Origin of the sequence: Mesorhizobium sp. WSM4906 (genome assembly GCF_029674625.1) — a bacterium.
In the GTDB taxonomy this organism is placed as follows: domain Bacteria; phylum Pseudomonadota; class Alphaproteobacteria; order Rhizobiales; family Rhizobiaceae; genus Mesorhizobium.
The window spans coordinates 4,873,772-4,893,615 of record NZ_CP121355.1 but is presented as its reverse complement, the minus strand read 5'-3'; the positions used below and the strand labels follow the sequence as shown (position 1 = coordinate 4,893,615).

16 protein-coding genes are annotated in these 19,844 nt (G+C 64.2%); 8 read left to right on the top strand and 8 right to left on the bottom strand.

The window, feature by feature from the left end; all coding sequences use genetic code 11:
- Positions 1 to 55 precede the first annotated feature (55 nt).
- The 3 genes from QAZ22_RS23500 to QAZ22_RS23490 all read right to left on the bottom strand — a co-directional run bounded on the left by QAZ22_RS23500 (position 56) and on the right by QAZ22_RS23490 (position 3,483).
- The gene (locus QAZ22_RS23500) at positions 56 to 1,843 is read right to left on the bottom strand and encodes a bifunctional alpha/beta hydrolase/class I SAM-dependent methyltransferase (RefSeq protein ID WP_278203110.1); all 1,788 of its coding nucleotides are present in this window, start codon (positions 1,841 to 1,843) and stop codon (positions 56 to 58) included.
- 31 nt (positions 1,844 to 1,874) lie between these two features.
- A complete protein-coding gene (locus tag QAZ22_RS23495; protein WP_278203109.1) occupies positions 1,875 to 2,483 on the bottom strand; it encodes a CDP-alcohol phosphatidyltransferase family protein in 609 nt (202 codons plus the stop codon).
- Between the two features lie 103 nt (positions 2,484 to 2,586).
- Positions 2,587 to 3,483, bottom strand: coding sequence for a glycosyl hydrolase family 43 (locus QAZ22_RS23490; RefSeq protein WP_278203108.1), 897 nt, complete (start codon positions 3,481 to 3,483; stop codon positions 2,587 to 2,589).
- A 267-nt stretch (positions 3,484 to 3,750) separates the two neighbouring features.
- Here QAZ22_RS23490 and QAZ22_RS23485 point away from each other — a divergent pair, with 267 nt between their 5' ends.
- The 4 genes from QAZ22_RS23485 (at position 3,751) to QAZ22_RS23470 (ending at position 8,375) form a co-directional block, all read left to right on the top strand.
- On the top strand, positions 3,751 to 4,653 hold the full coding sequence (locus QAZ22_RS23485; RefSeq protein ID WP_278203106.1) for a hypothetical protein: 903 nt from the start codon (positions 3,751 to 3,753) through the stop codon (positions 4,651 to 4,653).
- 119 nt (positions 4,654 to 4,772) lie between these two features.
- Positions 4,773 to 5,252 (top strand): MarR family transcriptional regulator, encoded by a 480-nt coding sequence (locus QAZ22_RS23480; protein ID WP_278207920.1) that lies wholly within the window; start codon positions 4,773 to 4,775, stop codon positions 5,250 to 5,252.
- The gene (locus QAZ22_RS23475; protein WP_278203105.1) at positions 5,249 to 6,493 is read left to right on the top strand and encodes an HlyD family secretion protein; all 1,245 of its coding nucleotides are present in this window, start codon (positions 5,249 to 5,251) and stop codon (positions 6,491 to 6,493) included. Before QAZ22_RS23480 ends, QAZ22_RS23475 begins: the two co-directional genes overlap by 4 nt.
- Before the next feature lie 349 nt (positions 6,494 to 6,842).
- Positions 6,843 to 8,375: a DHA2 family efflux MFS transporter permease subunit gene (locus tag QAZ22_RS23470; protein WP_278203103.1), complete on the top strand. Its 1,533-nt coding sequence runs from the start codon at positions 6,843 to 6,845 to the stop codon at positions 8,373 to 8,375.
- A 233-nt stretch (positions 8,376 to 8,608) separates the two neighbouring features.
- Here the strand turns inward: QAZ22_RS23470 and QAZ22_RS23465 are convergent, their stop codons facing one another.
- Entirely contained in the window at positions 8,609 to 9,130 is a 522-nt protein-coding gene (locus QAZ22_RS23465) for a CAP domain-containing protein (protein WP_278203100.1), read from the bottom strand.
- Between the two features lie 231 nt (positions 9,131 to 9,361).
- On the opposite strand from QAZ22_RS23465, the gene QAZ22_RS23460 reads away from it, so the two are divergent.
- Positions 9,362 to 10,186, top strand: a complete 825-nt coding sequence (locus QAZ22_RS23460) for a DUF2189 domain-containing protein (RefSeq protein ID WP_278203097.1) — start codon at positions 9,362 to 9,364, stop codon at positions 10,184 to 10,186.
- A gap of 3 nt (positions 10,187 to 10,189) precedes the next feature.
- Here the strand turns inward: QAZ22_RS23460 and QAZ22_RS23455 are convergent, their stop codons facing one another.
- From QAZ22_RS23455 to QAZ22_RS23445, 3 genes are all read right to left on the bottom strand, one after another.
- On the bottom strand, positions 10,190 to 10,822 hold the full coding sequence (locus tag QAZ22_RS23455) for a LysE family translocator (protein WP_278203096.1): 633 nt from the start codon (positions 10,820 to 10,822) through the stop codon (positions 10,190 to 10,192).
- Positions 10,823 to 11,148: 326 nt separating this feature from the next.
- Positions 11,149 to 13,122, bottom strand: coding sequence for a pilus assembly protein (locus QAZ22_RS23450; protein WP_278207919.1), 1,974 nt, complete (start codon positions 13,120 to 13,122; stop codon positions 11,149 to 11,151).
- 27 nt (positions 13,123 to 13,149) lie between these two features.
- On the bottom strand, positions 13,150 to 15,090 hold the full coding sequence (locus QAZ22_RS23445) for a TadE/TadG family type IV pilus assembly protein (RefSeq protein ID WP_278203094.1): 1,941 nt from the start codon (positions 15,088 to 15,090) through the stop codon (positions 13,150 to 13,152).
- A gap of 299 nt (positions 15,091 to 15,389) precedes the next feature.
- Here QAZ22_RS23445 and QAZ22_RS23440 point away from each other — a divergent pair, with 299 nt between their 5' ends.
- Together QAZ22_RS23440 and QAZ22_RS23435 are read left to right on the top strand one after the other, a co-directional pair.
- Positions 15,390 to 16,250 carry a TIGR01459 family HAD-type hydrolase gene (locus QAZ22_RS23440; protein WP_278203093.1) on the top strand — a complete coding sequence of 287 codons (861 nt, stop codon included), beginning with the start codon at positions 15,390 to 15,392 and terminating at the stop codon, positions 16,248 to 16,250.
- A 47-nt stretch (positions 16,251 to 16,297) separates the two neighbouring features.
- The gene (locus QAZ22_RS23435) at positions 16,298 to 17,281 is read left to right on the top strand and encodes a bifunctional riboflavin kinase/FAD synthetase (RefSeq protein WP_278203091.1); all 984 of its coding nucleotides are present in this window, start codon (positions 16,298 to 16,300) and stop codon (positions 17,279 to 17,281) included.
- 300 nt (positions 17,282 to 17,581) lie between these two features.
- On the opposite strand, the gene QAZ22_RS23430 is transcribed toward QAZ22_RS23435, so the two are convergent.
- Positions 17,582 to 18,136, bottom strand: a complete 555-nt coding sequence (locus QAZ22_RS23430) for an HdeD family acid-resistance protein (RefSeq protein ID WP_278203089.1) — start codon at positions 18,134 to 18,136, stop codon at positions 17,582 to 17,584.
- Between the two features lie 143 nt (positions 18,137 to 18,279).
- Here QAZ22_RS23430 and QAZ22_RS23425 point away from each other — a divergent pair, with 143 nt between their 5' ends.
- Entirely contained in the window at positions 18,280 to 19,830 is a 1,551-nt protein-coding gene (locus tag QAZ22_RS23425; protein WP_278203087.1) for an acid phosphatase, read from the top strand.
- Positions 19,831 to 19,844: the final 14 nt, after the last annotated feature.

The window sequence follows — 19,844 nt, the reverse complement described above, 5'->3', positions numbered from 1 at the left end:
TGATGCCGAAAAGTATGAAGCGGTTTCCGGACGACATCATGCTCTGTCTCTCGATTTAAACACGCCTTGCCAGCGAGACGGTGAAGATGCCCCATTGGTCGATGCGCTGGTCGAGCTTTTCGAAACCGGCCGCTTCGACCAGCTGGTCGATCTCGCCTTGCGTTCGACGCCGCATCACCCAGGCCTGTCCGCCGCGATGCGAGGTCAGGCTGCGCGCGATCATCTCGAGCTGCGGGTGCCAGGGCTGGTTGGTATAAAGGAGCAGGCTGCCGGGTTGCATGGCGCGGGCAAGGCCGCCAAGCGAGCGGGCGATTAGGGCATTGTCGGAGAAGAGCTCGTAGAGCCCGGAGACGATGGCGAGATCCGGCGCGGGATCCAGCGCGGCGAGACCATCGCCGTCGAAGGCATCGGCGCGCTGGAACGACACGCTCGCCGGGAATTGGCGTTCGGCGATCAGCTTGCGTCCGAGCTCGACATTGAGGTCGGAATAGTCCCGCAGGCGCACGCTGGTCGGTTGCTCCGGGCTTTTGGCGATCGCGTCGAGAACATAGCGGCCGTGGCCGGCCGCGATGTCCAGGATGTTGGTGGACCGTCCCGCGGCCTTCAGCGTTGCCAGCGCCGAGCCGATCAGTTCCTCGAGATGAAGCTTGCGCCGGCGGATACCGCGCCAGCCGATGGCGTCGAGGAAGACGCGGTCGACCACGCGGCCAATCGGCCCGAGACCGCGCGGCTCGTTCTCATAGACATAGTCCAGCGTCGAACCGGAATCGAAGCCGGTATCGACGCCGATCTTCATGCCTTGCGAGAACCAGCCGCCGACGCGGATGAAGGCGCGGCTCACCGCCCAGTAGAGGCCCTTGGGCGACAGGAGATCGAGCGGCGAGGCGAGCCGGTCGGCCTCGTCGCGCGTGTAGCCGGCGATATCCGCCTGCTTGAGGTCGACGGCCTCTGCCGGCGCCGCGAATCGCGCTTCGAGGAACGGTCGGATCAGGTCGAGGGCTTCGGCGCGGTCGCGCTCGCCCAGCGTGTCGTGGAAGAAGCCCGGCAGAACGTGCCGCTCCTTGATGCGGCTGCCGAGGTTGACGAAGAACTCGTGCTGGGGGCCATGCCGCACCACCCAGTCGCTGCCCGACAGGAGAAGCTGCGTCGGCACGGTGATGGCGCGCGCATCGGCAACGATGCGCGCCGCATGCTGGTAGAGCTCGACGAGGATGTTCGACGCGATCGGTCTCGTGATCAGCGGATCGTTTTCGAAGGAGGCGATGCGCGCCGGGTCATGGGTCAACAGCTTCGCCTTGACGTAGGAATTGACGAAGAAGCGCCCCTTGATCTTCTGCCAGAGCGCGATGCCTTCCTTGGCGAAGGGCACGTAGAGCTTGACCGAGAAGGCCGGCGAGGCCAGCACCATGGCGCGAAGTTTCGGCGCATAGTCGTGCACCCAGGCGGCCGCAAGCACCGCGCCGAAGGACTGCGCGATCAGCGCGATGTCCTGCGTGCCAAAGCCGTCCCTGGCGGCGACCTCGCGCATGAAACAGTCCATATCGCGCACCAGCGCCGCGAAAGACGGCGCATAGCCGCGTTCGCCGGTGGAGCGGCCGTTGCCGCGCGCGTCCCAGGCATAGAAGGCGTAATCGGGCGTGCCGAGTTCGTCGACCAGATGCGCCATGCGGCCGCCATGCTCGTGGCCGCGATGGAAGAGCACGATGGCGCCCTTGGCCTCGGCGGACACCGCCGGCCAGAAACGGTAGAAGATCTCCGTGCCGTCATGGCTGCGGAACGTGCGTTCCTGCGCCTGCCGGGCAAGGCTTTGCGCCGGCGCGGTGGCGATCTGTTCGTGAAGCATGGCGTTTTCCCCGGGCGGCATGGCTCGATGCTCAGCCGGCGCTGCCAATAAGACCGGCGCGTATCCGGTTTATGGCGGTCAGCAGCGAAAGCGTAGCCATGGCCGGAAACACAAAAGGCGCGATTGCGGCCGGCCAAAGCCCGGCGGCGGCGAGCACGGCCACCACGCCGAGCGCCAGCGCCCTGTCGCTTTTGCCGAACGGCCCGGCGTAGTTTCGCCCGACACCGGCGGCGATGCCGAGCACGCCTGCGAATTCGGTGAGCGCCGCGGCGACGGCAAAAGCGACGACACCCCAGGCGCCGAATTGCGGAAAGGCGGCAAAGGGCAGGATCAGCGCGAGGTCGGAGACGACATCGCAGATTTCGTTGAGGTACATGCCGAGGATAGAGGCCTGGCCGTGTTCCCGCGCGAGCATGCCGTCGATGGCGTTGAGCGCCATGCGCACGAAAAGCGCGACAGGGATGAGGAAGAGCGGCGCGCGCCAATCGGGCAAGGCCGCGATCGCCGTACCGGCCGCCACGGAGAAGAGGGTTGCCAGTATGGTAATGCCATTGGCCGTCACGCCGATTGCAGCCAACTTGCCGACCAGCGGCCGCAGCCTGTCCTGGAAAGCCGGCTTCAGCGCATAGAGCGTCGGCATTGCGTTGATCCCCCGATCCACGGCAACAGGTGTATCATGAACATGCCGAACGACGCCAGCGCACGGCGAAAACACAGTGAATTTTCAGTCGGTTGACGCCCGGCTATGAAGGCATCGCCGCAAGCCGTCGCCGCAACCAGTATTGCAGCTTGATCAGGTGCCGCGTCGGTGAGCGCTCAACGCGCCGCACGTCGATCAGCGTGACGCCGCCACCGTCCGACAGCGTGTGCAGGCCGGTGTCGAAGCCGTCGAGCCAGCCCTGCGGCGTCAGCCGCTTGACGATGTCGGCCGAAAATTCCTCCGGCGTCAGCCGCTCGATGCGCAACAGGTTGATGGCGGTGCCGTAGCCCGCCTCGCAATCCTGCGTCGGGAAATGGAGCTGGCCCTCATGCTCGAAGGCCGAGCCGGCAGGCCGCGACGATGCGCGGCCGGTGCGTACCGGATTTTGCGGGTGCTTGCGCCATGGGCCGGTCAGGCTGTCGGCGAAGGCGGCATGCAGCTCTCGCGTGTCTTGGCCGTCGGGGCCATGCAGCGCATAGAGCATCCACCAGCGCTGCTGGTGGCGCAAGATCGTCGCATCGACCGCCGGCTCGTCAAGCAGCACCGCAACCGGCTGCCATGCCTTCGGAAATTCGGTCGCCTTGTAGAGCGTCAGCCGCCCGCTCTGGTAAGCCTCCGGCAGCATGAAGATGTCTTCGCCCTGCCGGATCAGGAATGGATAGGAGAGGTGGAACCGCTCCTTCAGGGCCGCGCCGCGCTCCAGAAGCGTCCAGTCCCGGTCGTAGCTGTAGTAATGGATCTCGCCGCGTTTCACCCGGTAGTCATAGGCCTCGACCATCACCGTGAAACGGTCGCGGTGGAAAAGGCCGAACGGGTCGGCGACGAAGCGGAACGATCCCTGCGGCGGCAGCCAGACGACACGGCTCTTGTCGAGACCGTGCGGGGCAAGAGCATTTCCGATCGATTCGGGCACAATGCCCACTTGCCAGATGTCGACCATGGATTCGCCCCCTCGCGCCGGCGCATCTATGCAGCAAACTGTATCGCGTGCAAACCGTGTGTATGGACCGTCGATTTCCATTCGCCAATTCTTTTGTCTTAAGTCGAGCATGTCATGCTGACGTAATCCTGGCCAGCTAGTGTTGCCATTGACTGGGGGAGGAACAAAGCATTATGTGAAGGCGGGTTTAGGTGCTGGGTTGCTCCCAGTATAAGCAAGATGGGGGTGCTCGATTGCGGTGAATGCGCAATCGAGAGGTGGGGTTTTATGGAAATTGGTGTGGGTGTGCTCGGTGCTGTCCATGACAGCACTGTCGAGCAGCGTTCGTCGCAAGCATATGTCATAATCGCTTATGGGAACGGACTTGGCTATCACTATAGCGCGATTTTTGCAGGTCTGCTGATCAGCGCCTACAAGGGTGATGCCAGTCCGATCGTGACCTATACCGATCGTCCTGAGCTGTTCCGAAACTATCCGTTCCAGATCGTGCCGATCTCGCCGCAGCAGATCAGCGATTGGTCGCTCGAAGGCCGCTACTGGTTCCGCATCAAGAACCGCGTCATGCACGACGTGCTGGGCCGCGGCTTCGAGCGCGTGCTCTACATCGACAGTGATATCGCTTTCACCGGCAATCCCGATATCGACATCGGCCGCGTCACGCCGGGGACGGCGGTTCTGTTCCGCAACGAAGGGCGGGCGAACAGGTCGCCGAAATCGCACTACCGGGGCCTTGCCGGCCTGCCGAAAGACCTGTTCGCGGACGACGATCTCGTCCTGTCGCCAAGCGCGCCGCTTTGGAGCTCGGCAGTGATGGGGCTGCACCGGAACATGCGGGCAAGCGTCGAGTGCGCCGACCGCGTCATCCGCGGACTGTTCGGGAAGGTCGACACGCATACGCTGGAACAGTTCGCCCTCGGCGTGGCGCTGGCCAAGGATCATCAGGTGGTGCCATCCTACGGCAGCTTCAGCATCTTCTCGACTTCCAGGACAAGAGCCTTTGCGCGCCGTAGGATATTCGAGTTCTTCCAGCGCAATCGCGCTGCGCCGCTCGATGTGCAGATGGCCGAGGCGAAGCGCCTGAGCCTGCGGCAGCCACTCGGCACAAGGGTGATCGGCAGGCTGTTGGAGCTCAAGGCCGGACCCGACCCGGACTTCGCCACGCTTTCCTGACAGCATTTCTTCGCCGACCGGTAACCATGAACGCATCGCATGGCTGCCATGCGATTTGCCGGCATCTGGAACAATGCATTTTGCTTGAATAGTAAGCACGCTTATTATATATGCCGCTCATGGTTTCAGACGGCATCGACAGATTGGGATTTTTGATCCACGACGTGCAGCGTCTCATGCGCAAGCGCTTCGAGGCGCGCGCCAGTGGATTGGGCCTCTCCTCGGCGCAATGGCGGCTTCTCGTACGCGTCGCCAAGGAGGCGGGCGTGGCGCAGGCGCGGCTTGCCGAACTGCTCGAGATCGAGCCGATCAGCGTCTCGCGCCTGGTCGACAGGATGGAGGAGGGCGGCTGGATCGAGCGCCGCCAGGACGCCACCGACCGCCGCGTTCGCATGATCTTCCCGACCGAGAAGGCAAACGCGGCCTATGCCGACGTCAAGAGCCTTGCCGGCGAGGTCTATGAGGAATCGCTCACCGGCGTGTCGCCGGAAGACCGCCGCATCCTGATCCGGGTGCTCGACACGATCGTGCAGAATCTGACGGACGGCGAAACGGCGTCGCTGGAAACGATGAAGAACAAGGAAGGCGCAGCAGCATGAACGCCGCAGCCAAGATAGAAGACAACGTCACCAAGCTTGAGATGGAGGCGCAGCCGGCCGGCAAGGCGTCGGCGGAGCCGATCGGCAAGGCGTCGGCGGAGCCGATCGCCGAAGCCCCGGCGCAACCCGCGCCCGCCCCGGTTTCGGTGGCGCCCGCGCCGCAGCCGGCGCCGGCGCCGAAGAAGAAGCGCCGTACCGGCCGCTTCCTGCTGATGGTCGCGCTGCCGCTCGCGCTGCTCGCCGGCGGCGCTTATGTCTGGGTGACGGGCGGGCGCTACCAGGAAACAGAGAACGCCAACCTGCAGCAGGCCAGGATCTCGATCGCCTCGGATACGGCCGGCCGCATCGTTAAGGTCGGCATTGCCGACAACCAGACGGTCAAGGCGGGCGATCTTCTCTTCGTCATCGACCCCGAGCCCTACAGGATTGCGCTGGCCCAGGCGGACGCGGCGGTGGCCGCCGCGCGCCTCAATGTCGAGCAGCTGCGCGCCGCCTACAGCCAGGCGATGGCGCAGGAGAAGTCGGCGAGCAGCGAGGTCGACTACGCGCAGTCGCAATATGACCGCGCCGCCGATCTCGCCCAGAAGGGCATCAACGCCAAGTCGGCGCTGGACGAGGCCCGCAACGACCTCGACAAGGCCAAGCAGCAGCTGGCGGTCGCCGAGCAAGGCATCGTCAGCGCCAAGGCGGCGCTCGGCGGCAAACCGGACATCGAGACCGACAAGCATCCGACCGTGATGTCGGCGATCGCCGCGCGCGACAAGGCCGCCTATGACCTCGCGCAGACCACGGTGAAGGCGCCGGCCGACGGCGTCGTCTACCAGGCCTCGTCCTTCAAGGTCGGCCAGTATGTCGCCGTCGGCACGCCGCTGTTCGCGCTGGTCGAGACCGGCGACACCTGGATCGACGCCAATTTCAAGGAGACGCAGCTCACCCATATGAAGCCGGGCCAGAAGGCGGAGATCGTGGTCGACACCTATCCGGGCCGTACGTTCGAGGCGACCGTCAAGGCGATCGGCGCCGGCACCGGCGCCGAGTTCTCGCTACTGCCCGCCCAGAACGCCACCGGCAACTGGGTCAAGGTCACCCAGCGCATCCCCGTGCGCCTGGAATTGACCGACCCCGACGCCAAGATGGCGCTGCGCACCGGCATGAGCGCGACGGTCACCGTCGATACAGGTGTGGCGCGCGGCCTGCCGTCGATCTTCGGCCACGCCACGGCCGGCGAGCAGGCGCAATAGCGACCTGGAAACAGGGAGTTGGAGCAGGGAATTGGTATGATGGGAGAAGTGGGAAAGCTAAGCGTTTGAGACGAGCCGCTTCGCGGCTCGATCCAGGCTGAAGCTTTCGACACGGACCCGTCGGTCCTCAGGTTTCCGGGCGGCAGGCATCCGCTCGAACAGAGACTTTCGGTCGATGTAACCCCCACATCGATCCTCGCGTCCCACCGCGATGAGGGTCTCTCAACGGAAGGCCTTGCCGCCCGGAAACCTAAAGCAATTCCAGGAAAAGTGTGTAGCGGTTTTCCGTCCGGAATTGCGTAGAAACAAATAGCTACACGTTTTTGTTACCTGCTGGAAGTTCGCCACCATGAGCACGCCCGAACCCTTCAAGGAAGTGCCGCATCGCGGCCTGATCACGGTCGCGCTGATGCTGGCGACGATCATGCAGGCGCTCGACACCACGATCGCCAATGTCGCGCTGCCGACCATGACCGGCGATCTCGGCGCCTCGCCCGACAATATCAACTGGGTGCTGACCTCCTACATCGTGGCCGCCGCGATCATGACGCCGGTCACCGGCTGGCTCGCCGACCGCCTCGGCCGCAAGGAGCTGTTCCTGGCCTCCGTCGTCGGCTTCACCATCTTCTCCATGGCCTGCGGCATGGCCTGGAGCCTCGAGACGATGGTGCTCTTTCGCCTGCTGCAGGGCGTGTTCGGCGCGGCGATCGTGCCGCTGTCGCAGACCTTCCTGCTCGACATCAATCCCAGGGAGCGCCATGGCCAGGCGATGGCCATCTGGGGCGCCGGCATCATGCTGGGGCCGATCCTCGGGCCGACGCTCGGCGGCTGGCTGACCGAGAATTTCAACTGGCGCTGGGTCTTTTTCATCAACCTGCCGGTCGGTATCCTCGCCTTCCTCGGCATGGCAGCCTATCTGCCTGCCGTCGCCAAGCGCGTGCGCAGCTTCGATTTCTTCGGCTTCGCCATGATCTCGCTCGGCGTCGGCGCGCTGCAGCTGCTGCTCGACCGCGGCGGCGAGGTCGACTGGTTCTCTTCCACCGAGATCTGGGTCGAGCTCGGCCTGTCGATCACCGGCTTCTGGGTGTTCATCATCCACACGGTGACGTCCGAGCATCCCTTCATCGACCCAAAGATCTTCCTCGACCGCAATTTCGTGACCGGGCTGGGCTTCATCTTCGTCATGGGTGTGCTGATCCTGGCCTCGATGTCGCTGCTGCCGCCGATGCTTGCCAACATCTTCGGCTATCCGACCGTGACCATCGGCGTCGTGCTGGGGCCGCGCGGCATCGGCACGATGATCTCGATGCTGTTCGTCGGCCGCATCATGCACCGGATCGACGCGCGTATCCTGGTCGCCATCGGCTTCCTGCTCACCGCGCAGTCGCTCTACACCATGGCGAGCTTCACGCCGCAGATGGACAACTGGCTGATCATCTCGTCCGGCGTCATCCAGGGTCTCGGCATGGGCATGGTGTTCGTGCCGCTGTCGGCGGTGGCCTTCGCCACGCTCGACGCACGCTATCGCACCGATGCCACCTCGCTGTTCAGCCTGGTGCGCAATCTGGGTTCCTCGATCGGCGTGTCGGTGGTTGCGGCGCTGATGGTGCAGAACACGCAGATCAACCACAGCGAGCTCGGAGCCTTCATCAACCCCTACAACCCCAATCTGTGGGCGGCCTCCCCGGCGGCCGCGGGCGGCGATCCCTCAGCGCTTTCGCAGGTCGACAGGCTGGTGAACGTCCAGGCGATGATGATCTCCTATATCAACGACTTCAAAATCTTGATGGTGATGACGCTGATCGCCGTTCCGTTCGTGATCCTGCTGCGCAAGCCGAAGGCCGCGCCGGCCGGCGGCGCGCCGGCAGCGCAGATGGACTGACTTTCATCGCTCGCTCCGCGTTGCTGGGTCGACTGCGTAATCTCCCCCCTTGAGGGGGAGATGTCGCCGAAGGCGACAGAGGGGGTCGCTGCGCATAGAACGCCAACCTCCATTTGCACAAGCAAGCCGAGCCCAGTCGGACCGACCCCCTCTGGCCTGCCGGCCATCTCCCCCTCAAGGGGGGAGACTATGCAATCGGTCAGGGGGCGCGAAGGATCGCTACCGCAACTTGCCTATCTACCCAGCACCAGCGCCCAGTAGCGCAGGCCGGGGTCGCGGCCGTCGCGCACATAGGCGAGCCCGAACCGGCTGAAATCCGGATCGAGCATGTTGCGGCGGTGGCCGTCGGAATGCATCCAGATGTCGAATAGCTTCTGCAGGTCGAAGCGGCCCTCGGCGATGTTCTCGCCTGCCGCGCCGTGTACGCCGTTGTCCTTCATGCGCGAGGCAAAATCCTTGCCCCAGCCGGTGGTGTGGCTCATGCGGGCGCGCGAGGCCATGTAGCCGGCCTGCTGGAGTGCGGCCTGTTCGAGCTGCGCATCCGGAACCAGCGCCGGCAGTCCGGCCGATGTGCGGATCGTGCTCAAGGTGGTGATGGCGGAGGACGACACGCCGGCACCTTCGCCGGTCGGCAGCGAGACGCTGGTGCAGGCGGCAATGGCGGTGAGCGCCGCAAGGCCGGCGGCCTTGAGCCCAACGGCTTTGAGCAATGCGCGTCTGTCGAGATTGCGGGAATCGGTGGTCAGGCTCGTCATTTGGCCTCTGATACCGGCGATCATGGCTTTTGCCGGGCAGGCGTTGAAAATCGCGTTATGCGGCGACATTCCCCGGAAGATCGGCTATGATCGCCGCGTTCCAATGCATGTCGCGCAAAAGTGTGCAGCGGTTTTGCGGAAACGACATGCATAAAAACAAAGGCTTTAGAAGTGGCAGCCACGGGCGGCCACCCAGGCGGTGACCGCCCCCGAGCAATACGGAGGACGGTAATGGCCGGTTTTCATGTCATGGCGGACGCGCGGGGGATGCATGTGCAGCCCACGGTGCGCCACATCACCACGTCTGATCTGTGGGATGCGTTGCGGCTCGGCGCCGAGGATTTCTGGGCCAAGCCTTCGCACTATGTGTTCCTGTGCCTGATCTATCCGGTCGTCGGCCTGATCCTGACGCAGTGGTCGTCGGGCTCCAACGCCATTCAGCTCGTCTATCCGCTGATGTCCGGCTTCGCGCTGATCGGACCCTTCGCGGCGATCGGCCTCTATGAGATCAGCCGCCGGCGCGAGCTCGGCATGAGCAGCCGCTGGCACCATGCGCTGGACGTGCGCCATTCGCCGGCGCTGCCCTCGATCGCGGTGATCGGCGTCCTGCTTTTCGCGCTGTTCCTTCTGTGGCTGTTCACCGCGCAATCGCTCTACACCAGCCTGTTCGGCGCCGAGCCGCCGGCTTCGGTCGGCACCTTCCTGCGCGACGTGCTGACGACCGGCAAGGGCTGGACGCTGATCCTGCTCGGCAATGCGGCAGGCTTCATCTTCGCGGTCGTCGTGCTGGCCACCACCGTGATTGCCTTCCCGCTGCTGCTCGACCGCGATGTCGGCGCCGTCTCGGCGATCGAAACCTCGGCGCGCGCCGTCATGGCCAATCCGCTGCAGATGGCGCTCTGGGGCCTGACGGTCGCCGTGCTTCTGGTGATCGGCTCGATCCCGCTGTTTGCGGGGCTCGCCGTCGTCATGCCGATCCTCGGCCACGCGACCTGGCATCTCTACCGCAAGGTGGTCGAGCCGGAACAGATCCGGCCCGTGCGCCGGCCGATGTAGCAGTTAACGCTGAGCTTCGGTTGCCATCCTCAGCGCCAGCGCGGTCAGCACCGTGCCCATCATCCAGCGCTGGACGACCAGCCAGAACGGCCGTCCGGCAAGGAAGGCGGCGATCGAGCCGGCGGTCACGGCGATGACGGCGTTGACGGTGAGGCTGATCGAGATCTGCGTCACGCCCAGCACCAGAAGCTGCGACAGCACATGGCCCTTGGCCGGGTTGATGAACTGCGGCAGCAGCGAGAGGTAGAGTACCGCCACTTTCGGGTTGAGCAGGTTGGTCATCAGCCCCATGACGAACAGCTTGCGCGGCCTGTCCTTCGGCAGCTCGCGCACCTGGAACGGCGAGCGGCCGCCGGGTCTCAGCGCCTGCCAGGCGAGCCACAAAAGGTAAAGCGCGCCGGCGATGCGCAGCGCGTCATAGGCGAAAGGCACGGCGAAGATCAGCGCCGTGATGCCGAGAGCGGCCGACACGACGTAGAACAGGAAGCCCAGCGCCACGCCGCCCAGCGAGATCAGCCCCGCCTTCGGCCCTTGCGACAGCGAGCGCGAGATCAGGTAGATCATGTTCGGCCCAGGCGTGAGCACCATGCCGAGGCAGATCAGCGCGAAGGTGAGATGATTGGCGGCGTCGGGCACAGGCGTCTCCTGGAAAGCGCGCCTGAGATGTGCCCTGCTTCGCGGAATGCCACAAGGGCTTCAAGGCGCCGGCTGTTGCGCCAGCCATTATCCATCTATGGAAAAAGTAATTCAGGCAGCGTTCCTTCGCGCCCCCCTCTGTCCTGCCGGACATCTCCCCCACTAGGGGGGAGATCGGATTTCGCGTTCGCTTTCGCCAATCGCCAACGTCGCAGGAGGGGCGCCGCCAGCGAAGCTGCCAATCTCCCCCCAAGTGGGGGAGATGGCCGGCAGGCCAGAGGGGGGCGCTGTCCTGCCGGCCTTTCAAATGTCGCTAGGAATTCCCGTCAGCCAACCACCCGCAGGTTCGACAACTCGTTGGCGATTTCCTTGAAGTTGTCGGACAGCGTCGCTCCCGTCGCGTTCCAGAACAGTTTTGCCGGCTTGCTGGGATCGGTCGGGTCCTTGCGGAAGCGCGAGTCGGACGAGCAGGTCTTCAGCGCGTCCATCGCCTTCTTGTCGCCGGCGTCGGCCGAGGACATGTCGAGCGCAACCGTCATCACCATGATGTTGGCCGCCTTGGCGTTGTCGCAGAGCTTGGCCATCTGCTCGTTGAGCGCGTTGGTGTAGTTGCCGGACGAATAGTTGAACTGGCCGATGGCGCTCGACGTGCCGCCGAACAGGCGGGTCACAGAGGTGCCGTTGTAGCCGACACCGGTATAGCCGTAGGCGGCATAGGTCGACTTGTTGCCGGCGGGGTCGGAGCTCACCGTCGAATAGGTGTTCTCGCCGTCGGTCAGCACGATGACCACCTTGTCGTTGCCGCGTTCGCTCTCCAGCCGTCCCTCGGCGAACGGCGGGCTGCTGGAGACGGTGCGCCAGCCCCAGGCCATGCCTTCCGGAACATTGGTGTTGCCGTTTGGAACCATCAGGTCGATCGCCGCCTTGATGGCGGCCAGCCCATCCGCATTGGTGACGTCGGTGAGCGGCGTGATCGGCGTGGTGGTGCAGCTGTAGTTAGGGCCTGCGCCCTTTGCCAGCACCGGTGCATTCATCGGCCGAGGCTGGAAATACTTGGCCATGTTGGACTGCCGGGTCTTGCCGGTGGTGCTCGATGGGTCGTCGTTCCACCAGCTGTTGGCCGCGCCGTAGGTCACGGGCTTCGGCTCGTCCGGGTCCTGGGTCACGTACCAGTGGTTGCCGGGCTCGTCCGGAGCGAACATCGGCACGAACATCGTCGCGGGGTCGCCGACGCCGATGCCCGTGTTGTTCGGTCCGCCGGAGGCCGGCGTGTCGTCGACATTGTAAGGGTAGGGCCGCACCTCGACGCAGCCCTGCCAACTGGCGAAGGGCCCGTAGGTGTCGTTATAGTCGTACTCGTCGTGGCTGTCCGAGCAGGTATGATTGGAGCGGTACCTGTCGCAGACGACCCGCTTGCTGCCGGCGATGCGTTCGTGGCTGGTGACCACCTTCATGTCGCGATAGAGCTCGAAGCGGGTCAGGATCTGGCCTTCCTCGGTGCCCCAGCCGGTACCTTTCTTGTACCAGATGCCGTTGATCTTCTGGGCATATTTGTCGGGCGCGCCGAGCGTCGACCAGTCGAAATTCTCGTTCGCGATCGGCGACAGGCCGTAAGTATCCATCCACGCGGCGTTGTCGTTCCGCGGTCCAACATTGACCGAGGCGGCGAAGGGCACGAGGCTGAACTGGACCGGCTTGTCGATCTGCTTGATCTGCGCCGCCTGCTGCGCCAGCGTGTCGACGAGCTGCTTGGCGGCCTGCTTGAGCAGGTCGATGCGCTTCTGCCCGGTGCCGGTGCCGGCCGTCGACATCGAGCCCGAATTGTCGAGCACCATAGCGACTTCCAGCGTGTTCTTCAGCCGCACCTGAGAGCACGGCGCGACCGTGATCGGCTTGTTCGCGTCACCTTCGGACACGCCGTTGAGCAGAGCCGCCACCGGGTGGAAATAGGGATGGTAGTGCAGCGTCGCGCACAAGGTCACCAGGCCGCCCCCGGCTTGGCTGCTGGGCAGCGTGACGTCAAGCGAGATGTTGGCGGGGTCGATATTGTTGAGGTTGGCGTTGAAGAAGTCGACCGCATAGGCCTTGATCTGGTCGTCGGTGGCGCCTTCCGCCAACCGCCTCGCGGCGGCAAAGTTGGCCGCGTCGAGCGCGTTCAGCACCATCTGCTTTTGGCGGTTGAGCTCCGTGTAATCGACGCCCATTGCCACGGCCCCCATCAGGGGCACCATGGCGATGGCCGTCATCAGGGCATAGTTGCCGCGCCGGTCGCGGCAAAATCGACGCCAGAATTCGCGCATCTCGGGTAAACGGCGCCTCATTCTTGATCAGCCGACGATACGCAGGTTCGACAATTCGTTGCCGATTTCCTTGAAGTCATCCGACAGCGTGGCGCCGGTAGAGTTCCAGAACAGCTTCGCAGGCTTGCTCGGATCGGTAGGGTCCTGGCGGAAGCGCGAGTCGGACGAGCAGGTCTTCAGCGCGGCCATCTGCGCTGTCTCCGCCGTGTTGCTCGAATCGAGGTCGAGCGCGATGGTCATGACAATGACGCCGGCTGTCTTCGCGTTGTTGCAGAGCGTTGCGAAATGCTCGCTCATGGCCTTGGTGTAGTTGGCGTTGGAATAGTCCGTTTTGCTGACACTGCTGCTGGTGCCAAGAAACGGGCGACCATAGGTGTAGGTGCTGCCAAACGGCTTGGTCTGGATGCCGCCGTATGCAAGATACCCCAGTGCCGAATAGATGGCCTTGTTGCCGGCAAGGTCATTGCCGCCATAGGCCCAGTTGGACCCCGAATAGCTTTGCGCAGTCACCGACGTTGGCGTGTAATAGGTGTTGGCTCCGTCGGTGAGCACGATCAGCACCTTGTCGTTGCCCTTGTTGGTTTCGGGCCGGCCCTCGGTAAACGGTGCGCCGCTGGAAAGGGTCCGCCAGCCCCAGGCCATGCCTTCCGGCACGTTGGTGGCGCCGACATCGACCATGGCGTCGATGGCTGTCTTCACAGTATTGGCGCCGGTCGTGGTGGATACATCGCTCAGCGGCGTGATCGCGGTGGTGCTGCAACTGGTGTTCGGCCCGGCATTGGTGCCGTAGGCCGGGGTCACTTTGTTCCCGAGCCAGAAATATTTGGGCATGTATTTCTGGCGAGCCGCATCATTTCCTGTCCCGGTCATGTCGCCGTCGACGTGCCAGTTGTTGTTCGCTGGACGCGAGCTGCTGTCCGTGTTGTCGGTTTCGTCGGGTGCGAACATCGGCACGAACAGCGTCGCCGGCGTCCCCGTAGAGGCTGCCGTGTCCTGGATATTGTAGGGGTAGGGGCGAGATTCGACACAGCCGCCCCAAGTCGCGATCGGCGCATAGGTGAACGTCGCGGTGCTCTTGCAAGTTCCGTCCGAATTCTTGGAACTGCACGCCGAAATTCGCTTCATTGAGTTGTAGAGCGAGATACGCGTCAGCGGCGCATCCTTCTGACTGGTATCCCATGCCGTGCCCCGCGCATACCAGATCGAGCCGACCTTCTGAGCGTACCGTGTTGGATCTTTTGCCTGGGTGAGCGTCGTCCAGTCGAAATTCTCATGCTGAATGGGTGAAATGCCTGTCGTGTCCATCCAGGCGGCGTTCCAATTGTTCGGACCGACGTTGACCGAAGCGGCGAACGGGACGAGGCTGAACTGGACGGGGTTGGCGACCTGCTTCATCAGTTGCGCCTGGCCGGCGAGCTGATCGACAAGCTGCTTGGCCGCGCTCTTCAGCAGATCGAACCGCACCTTGTTCGAGCCGTGGCCGAGCTCGGCCATCGATCCGGAATTGTCGAGCACCAGCGCCACTTCCAGCGTGTTCTTCAGCTTGACCTCTGATTTCGCCGAGAAGTTGATGGTGGTGTCGCTGGCCTTCCCGCCAAGCAATGCTGCCGCCACCGGCAGGAAGTAGGGCTTATATTTCATGGTGGCCTGCATGACCAGCGTGCCGCTGCCGGTATTGTCCTTGGGCAATGTGACCGTCAACGTCGTGTTGGACGGCAGCACGTGCGCGAGATTGGCCTCGAAGAACTGCTTGGCGTAAGCCACGGCATCGGCGTCGCTGGCTCCGGCGACGATCTGCTGCGCCGTGGCAAGACCGGCCGCGTCCAGCGCGTTCAGCGTCTCCTGCCTCTCTCGGATCAGCTCCGTGTAGTCGACGGCAAGCGCCACGCCGCCCATCAGCGGTATCATCGTGATGACCGTCATCAGGGCATAGTTGCCCCGTTTGTCGTGCAGAAATCTGCGGATCATTTGCACCCAGCCCCCGCCAAGGATCCATGTTGATATGCGACCAAGGTCGCAGTTGACCTACTACCATGGTCACAAATCGTTAAATTTCAGCTTGCGCGAAACAATCAAGAACGCACGGCGTTTTTTGCGACGCATTAACCCTGTGCTTCCGAACGGCGATATCGTGGCTCGCCGCGCCGGCGATGGGGAAAGCGGGTGACAGGATGAAGCGCTTCGGCTATGCGGGACCGGCCGTGGCGGCCTCTGAACCAAAGGATGGCTTTCGCGGCTTTGCCCGAGATCAGGGATCAGGATAACGCATGGCGGATTCGCCCGACATCATCGCTTCGCTCGCCGACCTGGCGGGAAACTACGCGGCCATCCTGTGCGACGTATGGGGCGTGGTGCACAATGGCGAATGGCACTTTCCCGTCGCCGCGGAGGCGCTGGCGCGGGCGCGCGCGACAAAGGTCCCGGTGGTGCTGATCACCAATTCGCCGCGCCGCAGCGCTGACGTCATCGCGCAGATGAACGCGATCGGCGTTCCGGCCGAAGCCTATGACCGTGTCGTCACGTCCGGCGACGTGACCCGCGACCTGATCGCCGAGGGGCCGAGGAAGATCTTCCACATCGGTCCGGAGCGCGATTTCACCCTCTATGACGGCCTGGACGTCGAGCTCGTCGAGGAGTTCGAGGCTTCCGGCATCGTCTGCACCGGGCTCTATGACGACGAGGTGGAGAAGCCGACCGACTATGCCGAGCTGCTGCAGCGGCTGCGTGCCCGCAACCTGCCGTTCATCTGCGCCAATCCCGATATACTGGTGGAGCGCGGCGAACGCACCATCTGGTGCGCCGGCGCGCTCGCCCGCGACTACGCGCAGCTCGGCGGCCGCACGCTGATCGCCGGCAAGCCTTTCGCGCCGATCTACAACGTCGCCATGAAGGAAGTAGCCGGCCTGCTCGGCCACGCTGTCGAGCGTACGGCGGTGCTCGCCATCGGCGACGGCATGATGACAGACGTCAAGGGCGCCGCCGACAACGGCTTCGACGTGCTCTATGTCTCGGGCGGCATTCATGCCCGCGACTATGGCGACCCGCTGCGGCCCGATCCTGAAAGGCTGGCAGGCTTTCTCGCAACGCACGGCTATCAGCCGGTCGCCGTCATTCCGCGACTGCAATAGGCGGGAAGCCGGGTCATGACGGGTGCCCCCACATTACGCAGGTCGACATGACGCAAGCTTTCGAACGCATTTCGGCGGTCGCGCCGTTGCCTGCCCATCTGCGCGGCGGCGTCGTGGCGATCGGCAATTTCGACGGCGCCCACCGCGGTCACCTCTCGGTGCTGGAGCGGGCGCTGGCCGAGGCCGGCCGCCGTGGCGTGCCGGCTCTTGTGCTCACTTTCGAGCCGCACCCGCGCAAGGTGTTCAGGCCGGACGCGCCGCTTTTCGTGCTGACGCCGCCGCCGATGAAGGCGCGGCTCCTGTCCAAGCTCGGCTTCGCCGCCTTGGTCGAGCAGCCGTTCACGCGCGACTTCGCGGCGCTCTCGGCCGAGGCGTTCGTGACCGACGTGCTGCAGAACAAGCTCGGCATCTCCCATGCGGTCACCGGCTTCGACTTCCATTTCGGCAAGGACCGCCAGGGCGGCCCGGCCTTCCTGATGGCGGCCGGCGAGCGCCACGGCTTCGGCGTCACGCTGGTCGACGCCTTTCGCGACGAGGGCGCCGAGGTGGTCTCGTCGAGCCGCATCCGCGCCCTGCTTTGCGAAGGCAAGGTGGAGGAGGCCGCCGGCCTGCTCGGCTATCGCTTCACCGTCGAGAGCGAGGTGATCGGCGGCCAGCAGCTCGGCCGCACGCTCGGCTTTCCGACCGCCAATATGAGGCTGTCGCCGGAAGCCACGTTGAGGGAAGGCATTTACGCCGTCCGCTTCCGCCGCGCCGACGGCACGCTTCACGACGGCGTCGCCAGCTTCGGCCGCCGCCCGACCGTCGACGACAACGGCGCGCCGCTGCTCGAAACCTATGTCTTCGATTTCTCCGGCGATCTCTACGGCGAAACCTGCGAGGTGTCGTTCTTCGGCTATCTGCGCCCCGAGCTGAAGTTCGACGGGCTCGATGCGCTGGTGGTGCAGATGAAGCGGGACGAGGCCGAGGCGAGGGCGCTGCTCGCCGGCGTGCGCCCGCTATCGGATCTGGACGCCGCGATCTGTTTTTGACCTCTGGAGCGCATCGAACGCAAAGCGGCTCGTTAACGCGGCAGCGCCCTGACTAGCAGATTGCTAACCTTGGAGATTGGCGAAAACGCCCGTCGCTTCGTCATCCTCGGGCGAAGCAAGGAGCGAAGCGACGCGGCGCAGACCCGAGGACATGCCCTGACTTCAAAACTTTGCTTCGGTGCAATTCGTCGGCTGAGGTTATGGCATGGATCCCAGGGTCTTCGCGACGGAGCTTCGCTCCTGCTTCGCCCTGGGATGACGACGTTGGAAGGCCTCGGCTAAACCGCGGAGGCCAGGACCTTACCTCTTCAACGCCAGCCCGATGGCAATGAAGCTCCAGCCCTGGAAGATCAGGTCGATGGCCAGGAACATGCCGAGCACCCACAGGCTGTTGACCGGCCAGCCCATGGCGATGATCAGGCCAAGCAGGATGGTGATGACGGCGGCCGCGAGCAGCCATCCCCAGCCTTGCTCCGGCCGGTGATTGTAGGCGACCCAGGCCCTCAGCAGCCCGGAAGCGACGAGCGCGACGGCGAGCAGCAGGGTGAGCACCGCCGAGGCAAGCAACGGATTGTCGAAAGCGAAGAAGCCGGCAACGGCATAGAGCAGGCCGCTGGCTAGCCAATAGAAGAAGCGCCCCCAGGTCTTGACGCCGAAGGCATGGACGATCTCGATGGCGCCAGCCATCAGCATCAGCCAGCCGACGACATAGACCGAGGCGACCGTGGCGATGAAGAGATTGCCGAAGGCGATGCCGCCGAAAATCAACAGCAGCACGCCGAGCGCCACGAACCATCCCCATTTGTCGCGCGTCCGGCCGATCGCGTCTCCCAGGGTATTGCCTTGCAAGCTCATGGCTTCGTCTCCCTCCAGAGTTCGCCGCGCATCCTGCGGGTGAGGCAAGGTAGTCCCAATGGCATTACCCGTCCAGCGTGGCTCTATTGCAAAGACGTGCCGAAGCTGGTGTCATTCCGTTTTTGCGCTAGGGAGGTTTGGCGATGAAGCGATCCTCTGGACTCGCCCTGTTTTCCTCGACTCTCGCTCTGTGTGCTGCCGTTTCGGCTGCCGCGATCGCAGCGCAACCCGGAGATTCGCCGGAGGGCATCGGCAAGATAGAGACGGTGGTCGTCATCTTCGCCGAGAACCGAGCCTTCGACAACCTGTACGGCCATTTTCCCGGTGCCGAGGGCATCGACAAGGCGAGCAAGGAAAGCCTTGAGCAGCGCGACCGTGACGGTTCCATACTGTCCGAGCTGCCGCCGGTCTGGGACGGGCTGACCGCCAAGGGAGTCACGCCGCCGGTGACGCAGGCAATGACCGAGCACCTTCCGAACGCGCCGTTCACCGTGAACGACGCGAAAGGCTTCAACGTTCCCCTCAGCGTCGTCACCCACGATCTCTGGCACCGCTACTACCAGAACCAGATGCAGATCAACGGCGGCAAGAACGACATGTTCGTCGCCTGGGCCGATTCGGGCGCCATGCCGATGAGCAACTGGGACGGCTCCAAGACCGACATGTGGGCGGTCGCGCAGAAATACGTGCTGGCCGACCATTTCTTCATGGGCGGCTTCGGCGGCTCGTTCTTCAACCACCAGTGGCTGATCTGCGCCTGCGCGCCTTACTACGCGGATGCCGACAAGAACCCGGCCAAGCCCTCGATCTCGGTGACGGACGACAGCGGCACGGCGCTGAAGGTCGCCGACAATTCGCCCAAATCGGCGCGCGACGGCATCCCGAAATTCGTCTCCGACGGCAATCTGACGCCGGATTTCTACGCGGTGAACACGATGCAGCCGCCTTACCAGCCGAGCGGCAACGATCCGGCTCCCGGAGGCGATCCGCGCCTGGCGGATCCGGCCAAGGCCACGACGCTGCCGCCGCAGACCGAGCCGACGATCGGCGACATGCTCAGCCTCAAGCACGTCAGCTGGGCGTGGTATTCGGGCGCCTGGCAATACACGCTCGACCACGGTAACCACACGCCGATCCCGAATTTCCAGTATCATCACCAGCCGTTCAACTATTATGCCAATTACGCGCCGGGCACCGAGGCCAGGCGCGAGCATCTGCGCGACGCCGGCTTGGGCGGCGTGAGCTTTATCCAGGCCATCGACGACGGCGCCTTGCCGCAGGTCTCCTTCTACAAGCCGCAGGGCAATCTCAACGAGCATTCCGGCTATGCCGACATCCAGGCCGGCGACCGCCACATCGCCGATGTCGTCGCCCATCTGGAGAAAAGCCCGCAATGGCCGCATATGCTGGTCGTCGTCACCTATGACGAGAATGGCGGCATCTGGGATCACGTCGCTCCGCCCAAGGGCGACCGCTGGGGACCGGGCACGCGCATTCCGGCGATCATCGTTTCGCCTTTCGCCAAGCACGGCTACGTCGATCATATGCCCTACGACACGACGTCGATCCTGCGCTTCATCACCGAGCGCTTCGAGCTGCCGGTGCTGCATGGCATCGTGGTGCGCGACAAGGCCGTCGCGGCGCACGGGGAGCCGCCGCTCGGCGATCTTACCGGCGGGCTCGACCTCAATTGAAGCGCCGCATCCGG

Bases quoted from the DNA above. Each gene is read 5' to 3' on its own strand.
- QAZ22_RS23490 (WP_278203108.1), bottom strand. From the start codon at position 3,483: ATGGTCGACATCTGGCAAGTGGGCATTGTGCCCGAATCGATCGGAAAT.
- QAZ22_RS23475 (WP_278203105.1), top strand. From the start codon at position 5,249: ATGAACGCCGCAGCCAAGATAGAAGACAACGTCACCAAGCTTGAGATG.
- QAZ22_RS23480 (WP_278207920.1), top strand. From the start codon at position 4,773: ATGGTTTCAGACGGCATCGACAGATTGGGATTTTTGATCCACGACGTG.
- QAZ22_RS23430 (WP_278203089.1), bottom strand. From the start codon at position 18,136: ATGAGCTTGCAAGGCAATACCCTGGGAGACGCGATCGGCCGGACGCGC.
- QAZ22_RS23425 (WP_278203087.1), top strand. From the start codon at position 18,280: ATGAAGCGATCCTCTGGACTCGCCCTGTTTTCCTCGACTCTCGCTCTG.
- QAZ22_RS23440 (WP_278203093.1), top strand. From the start codon at position 15,390: ATGGCGGATTCGCCCGACATCATCGCTTCGCTCGCCGACCTGGCGGGA.
- QAZ22_RS23500 (WP_278203110.1), bottom strand. From the start codon at position 1,843: ATGCTTCACGAACAGATCGCCACCGCGCCGGCGCAAAGCCTTGCCCGG.
- QAZ22_RS23435 (WP_278203091.1), top strand. From the start codon at position 16,298: ATGACGCAAGCTTTCGAACGCATTTCGGCGGTCGCGCCGTTGCCTGCC.
- QAZ22_RS23495 (WP_278203109.1), bottom strand. From the start codon at position 2,483: ATGCCGACGCTCTATGCGCTGAAGCCGGCTTTCCAGGACAGGCTGCGG.
- QAZ22_RS23485 (WP_278203106.1), top strand. From the start codon at position 3,751: ATGGAAATTGGTGTGGGTGTGCTCGGTGCTGTCCATGACAGCACTGTC.
- QAZ22_RS23465 (WP_278203100.1), bottom strand. From the start codon at position 9,130: ATGACGAGCCTGACCACCGATTCCCGCAATCTCGACAGACGCGCATTG.
- QAZ22_RS23450 (WP_278207919.1), bottom strand. From the start codon at position 13,122: ATGCGCGAATTCTGGCGTCGATTTTGCCGCGACCGGCGCGGCAACTAT.
- QAZ22_RS23470 (WP_278203103.1), top strand. From the start codon at position 6,843: ATGAGCACGCCCGAACCCTTCAAGGAAGTGCCGCATCGCGGCCTGATC.
- QAZ22_RS23445 (WP_278203094.1), bottom strand. From the start codon at position 15,090: ATGATCCGCAGATTTCTGCACGACAAACGGGGCAACTATGCCCTGATG.
- QAZ22_RS23460 (WP_278203097.1), top strand. From the start codon at position 9,362: ATGGCCGGTTTTCATGTCATGGCGGACGCGCGGGGGATGCATGTGCAG.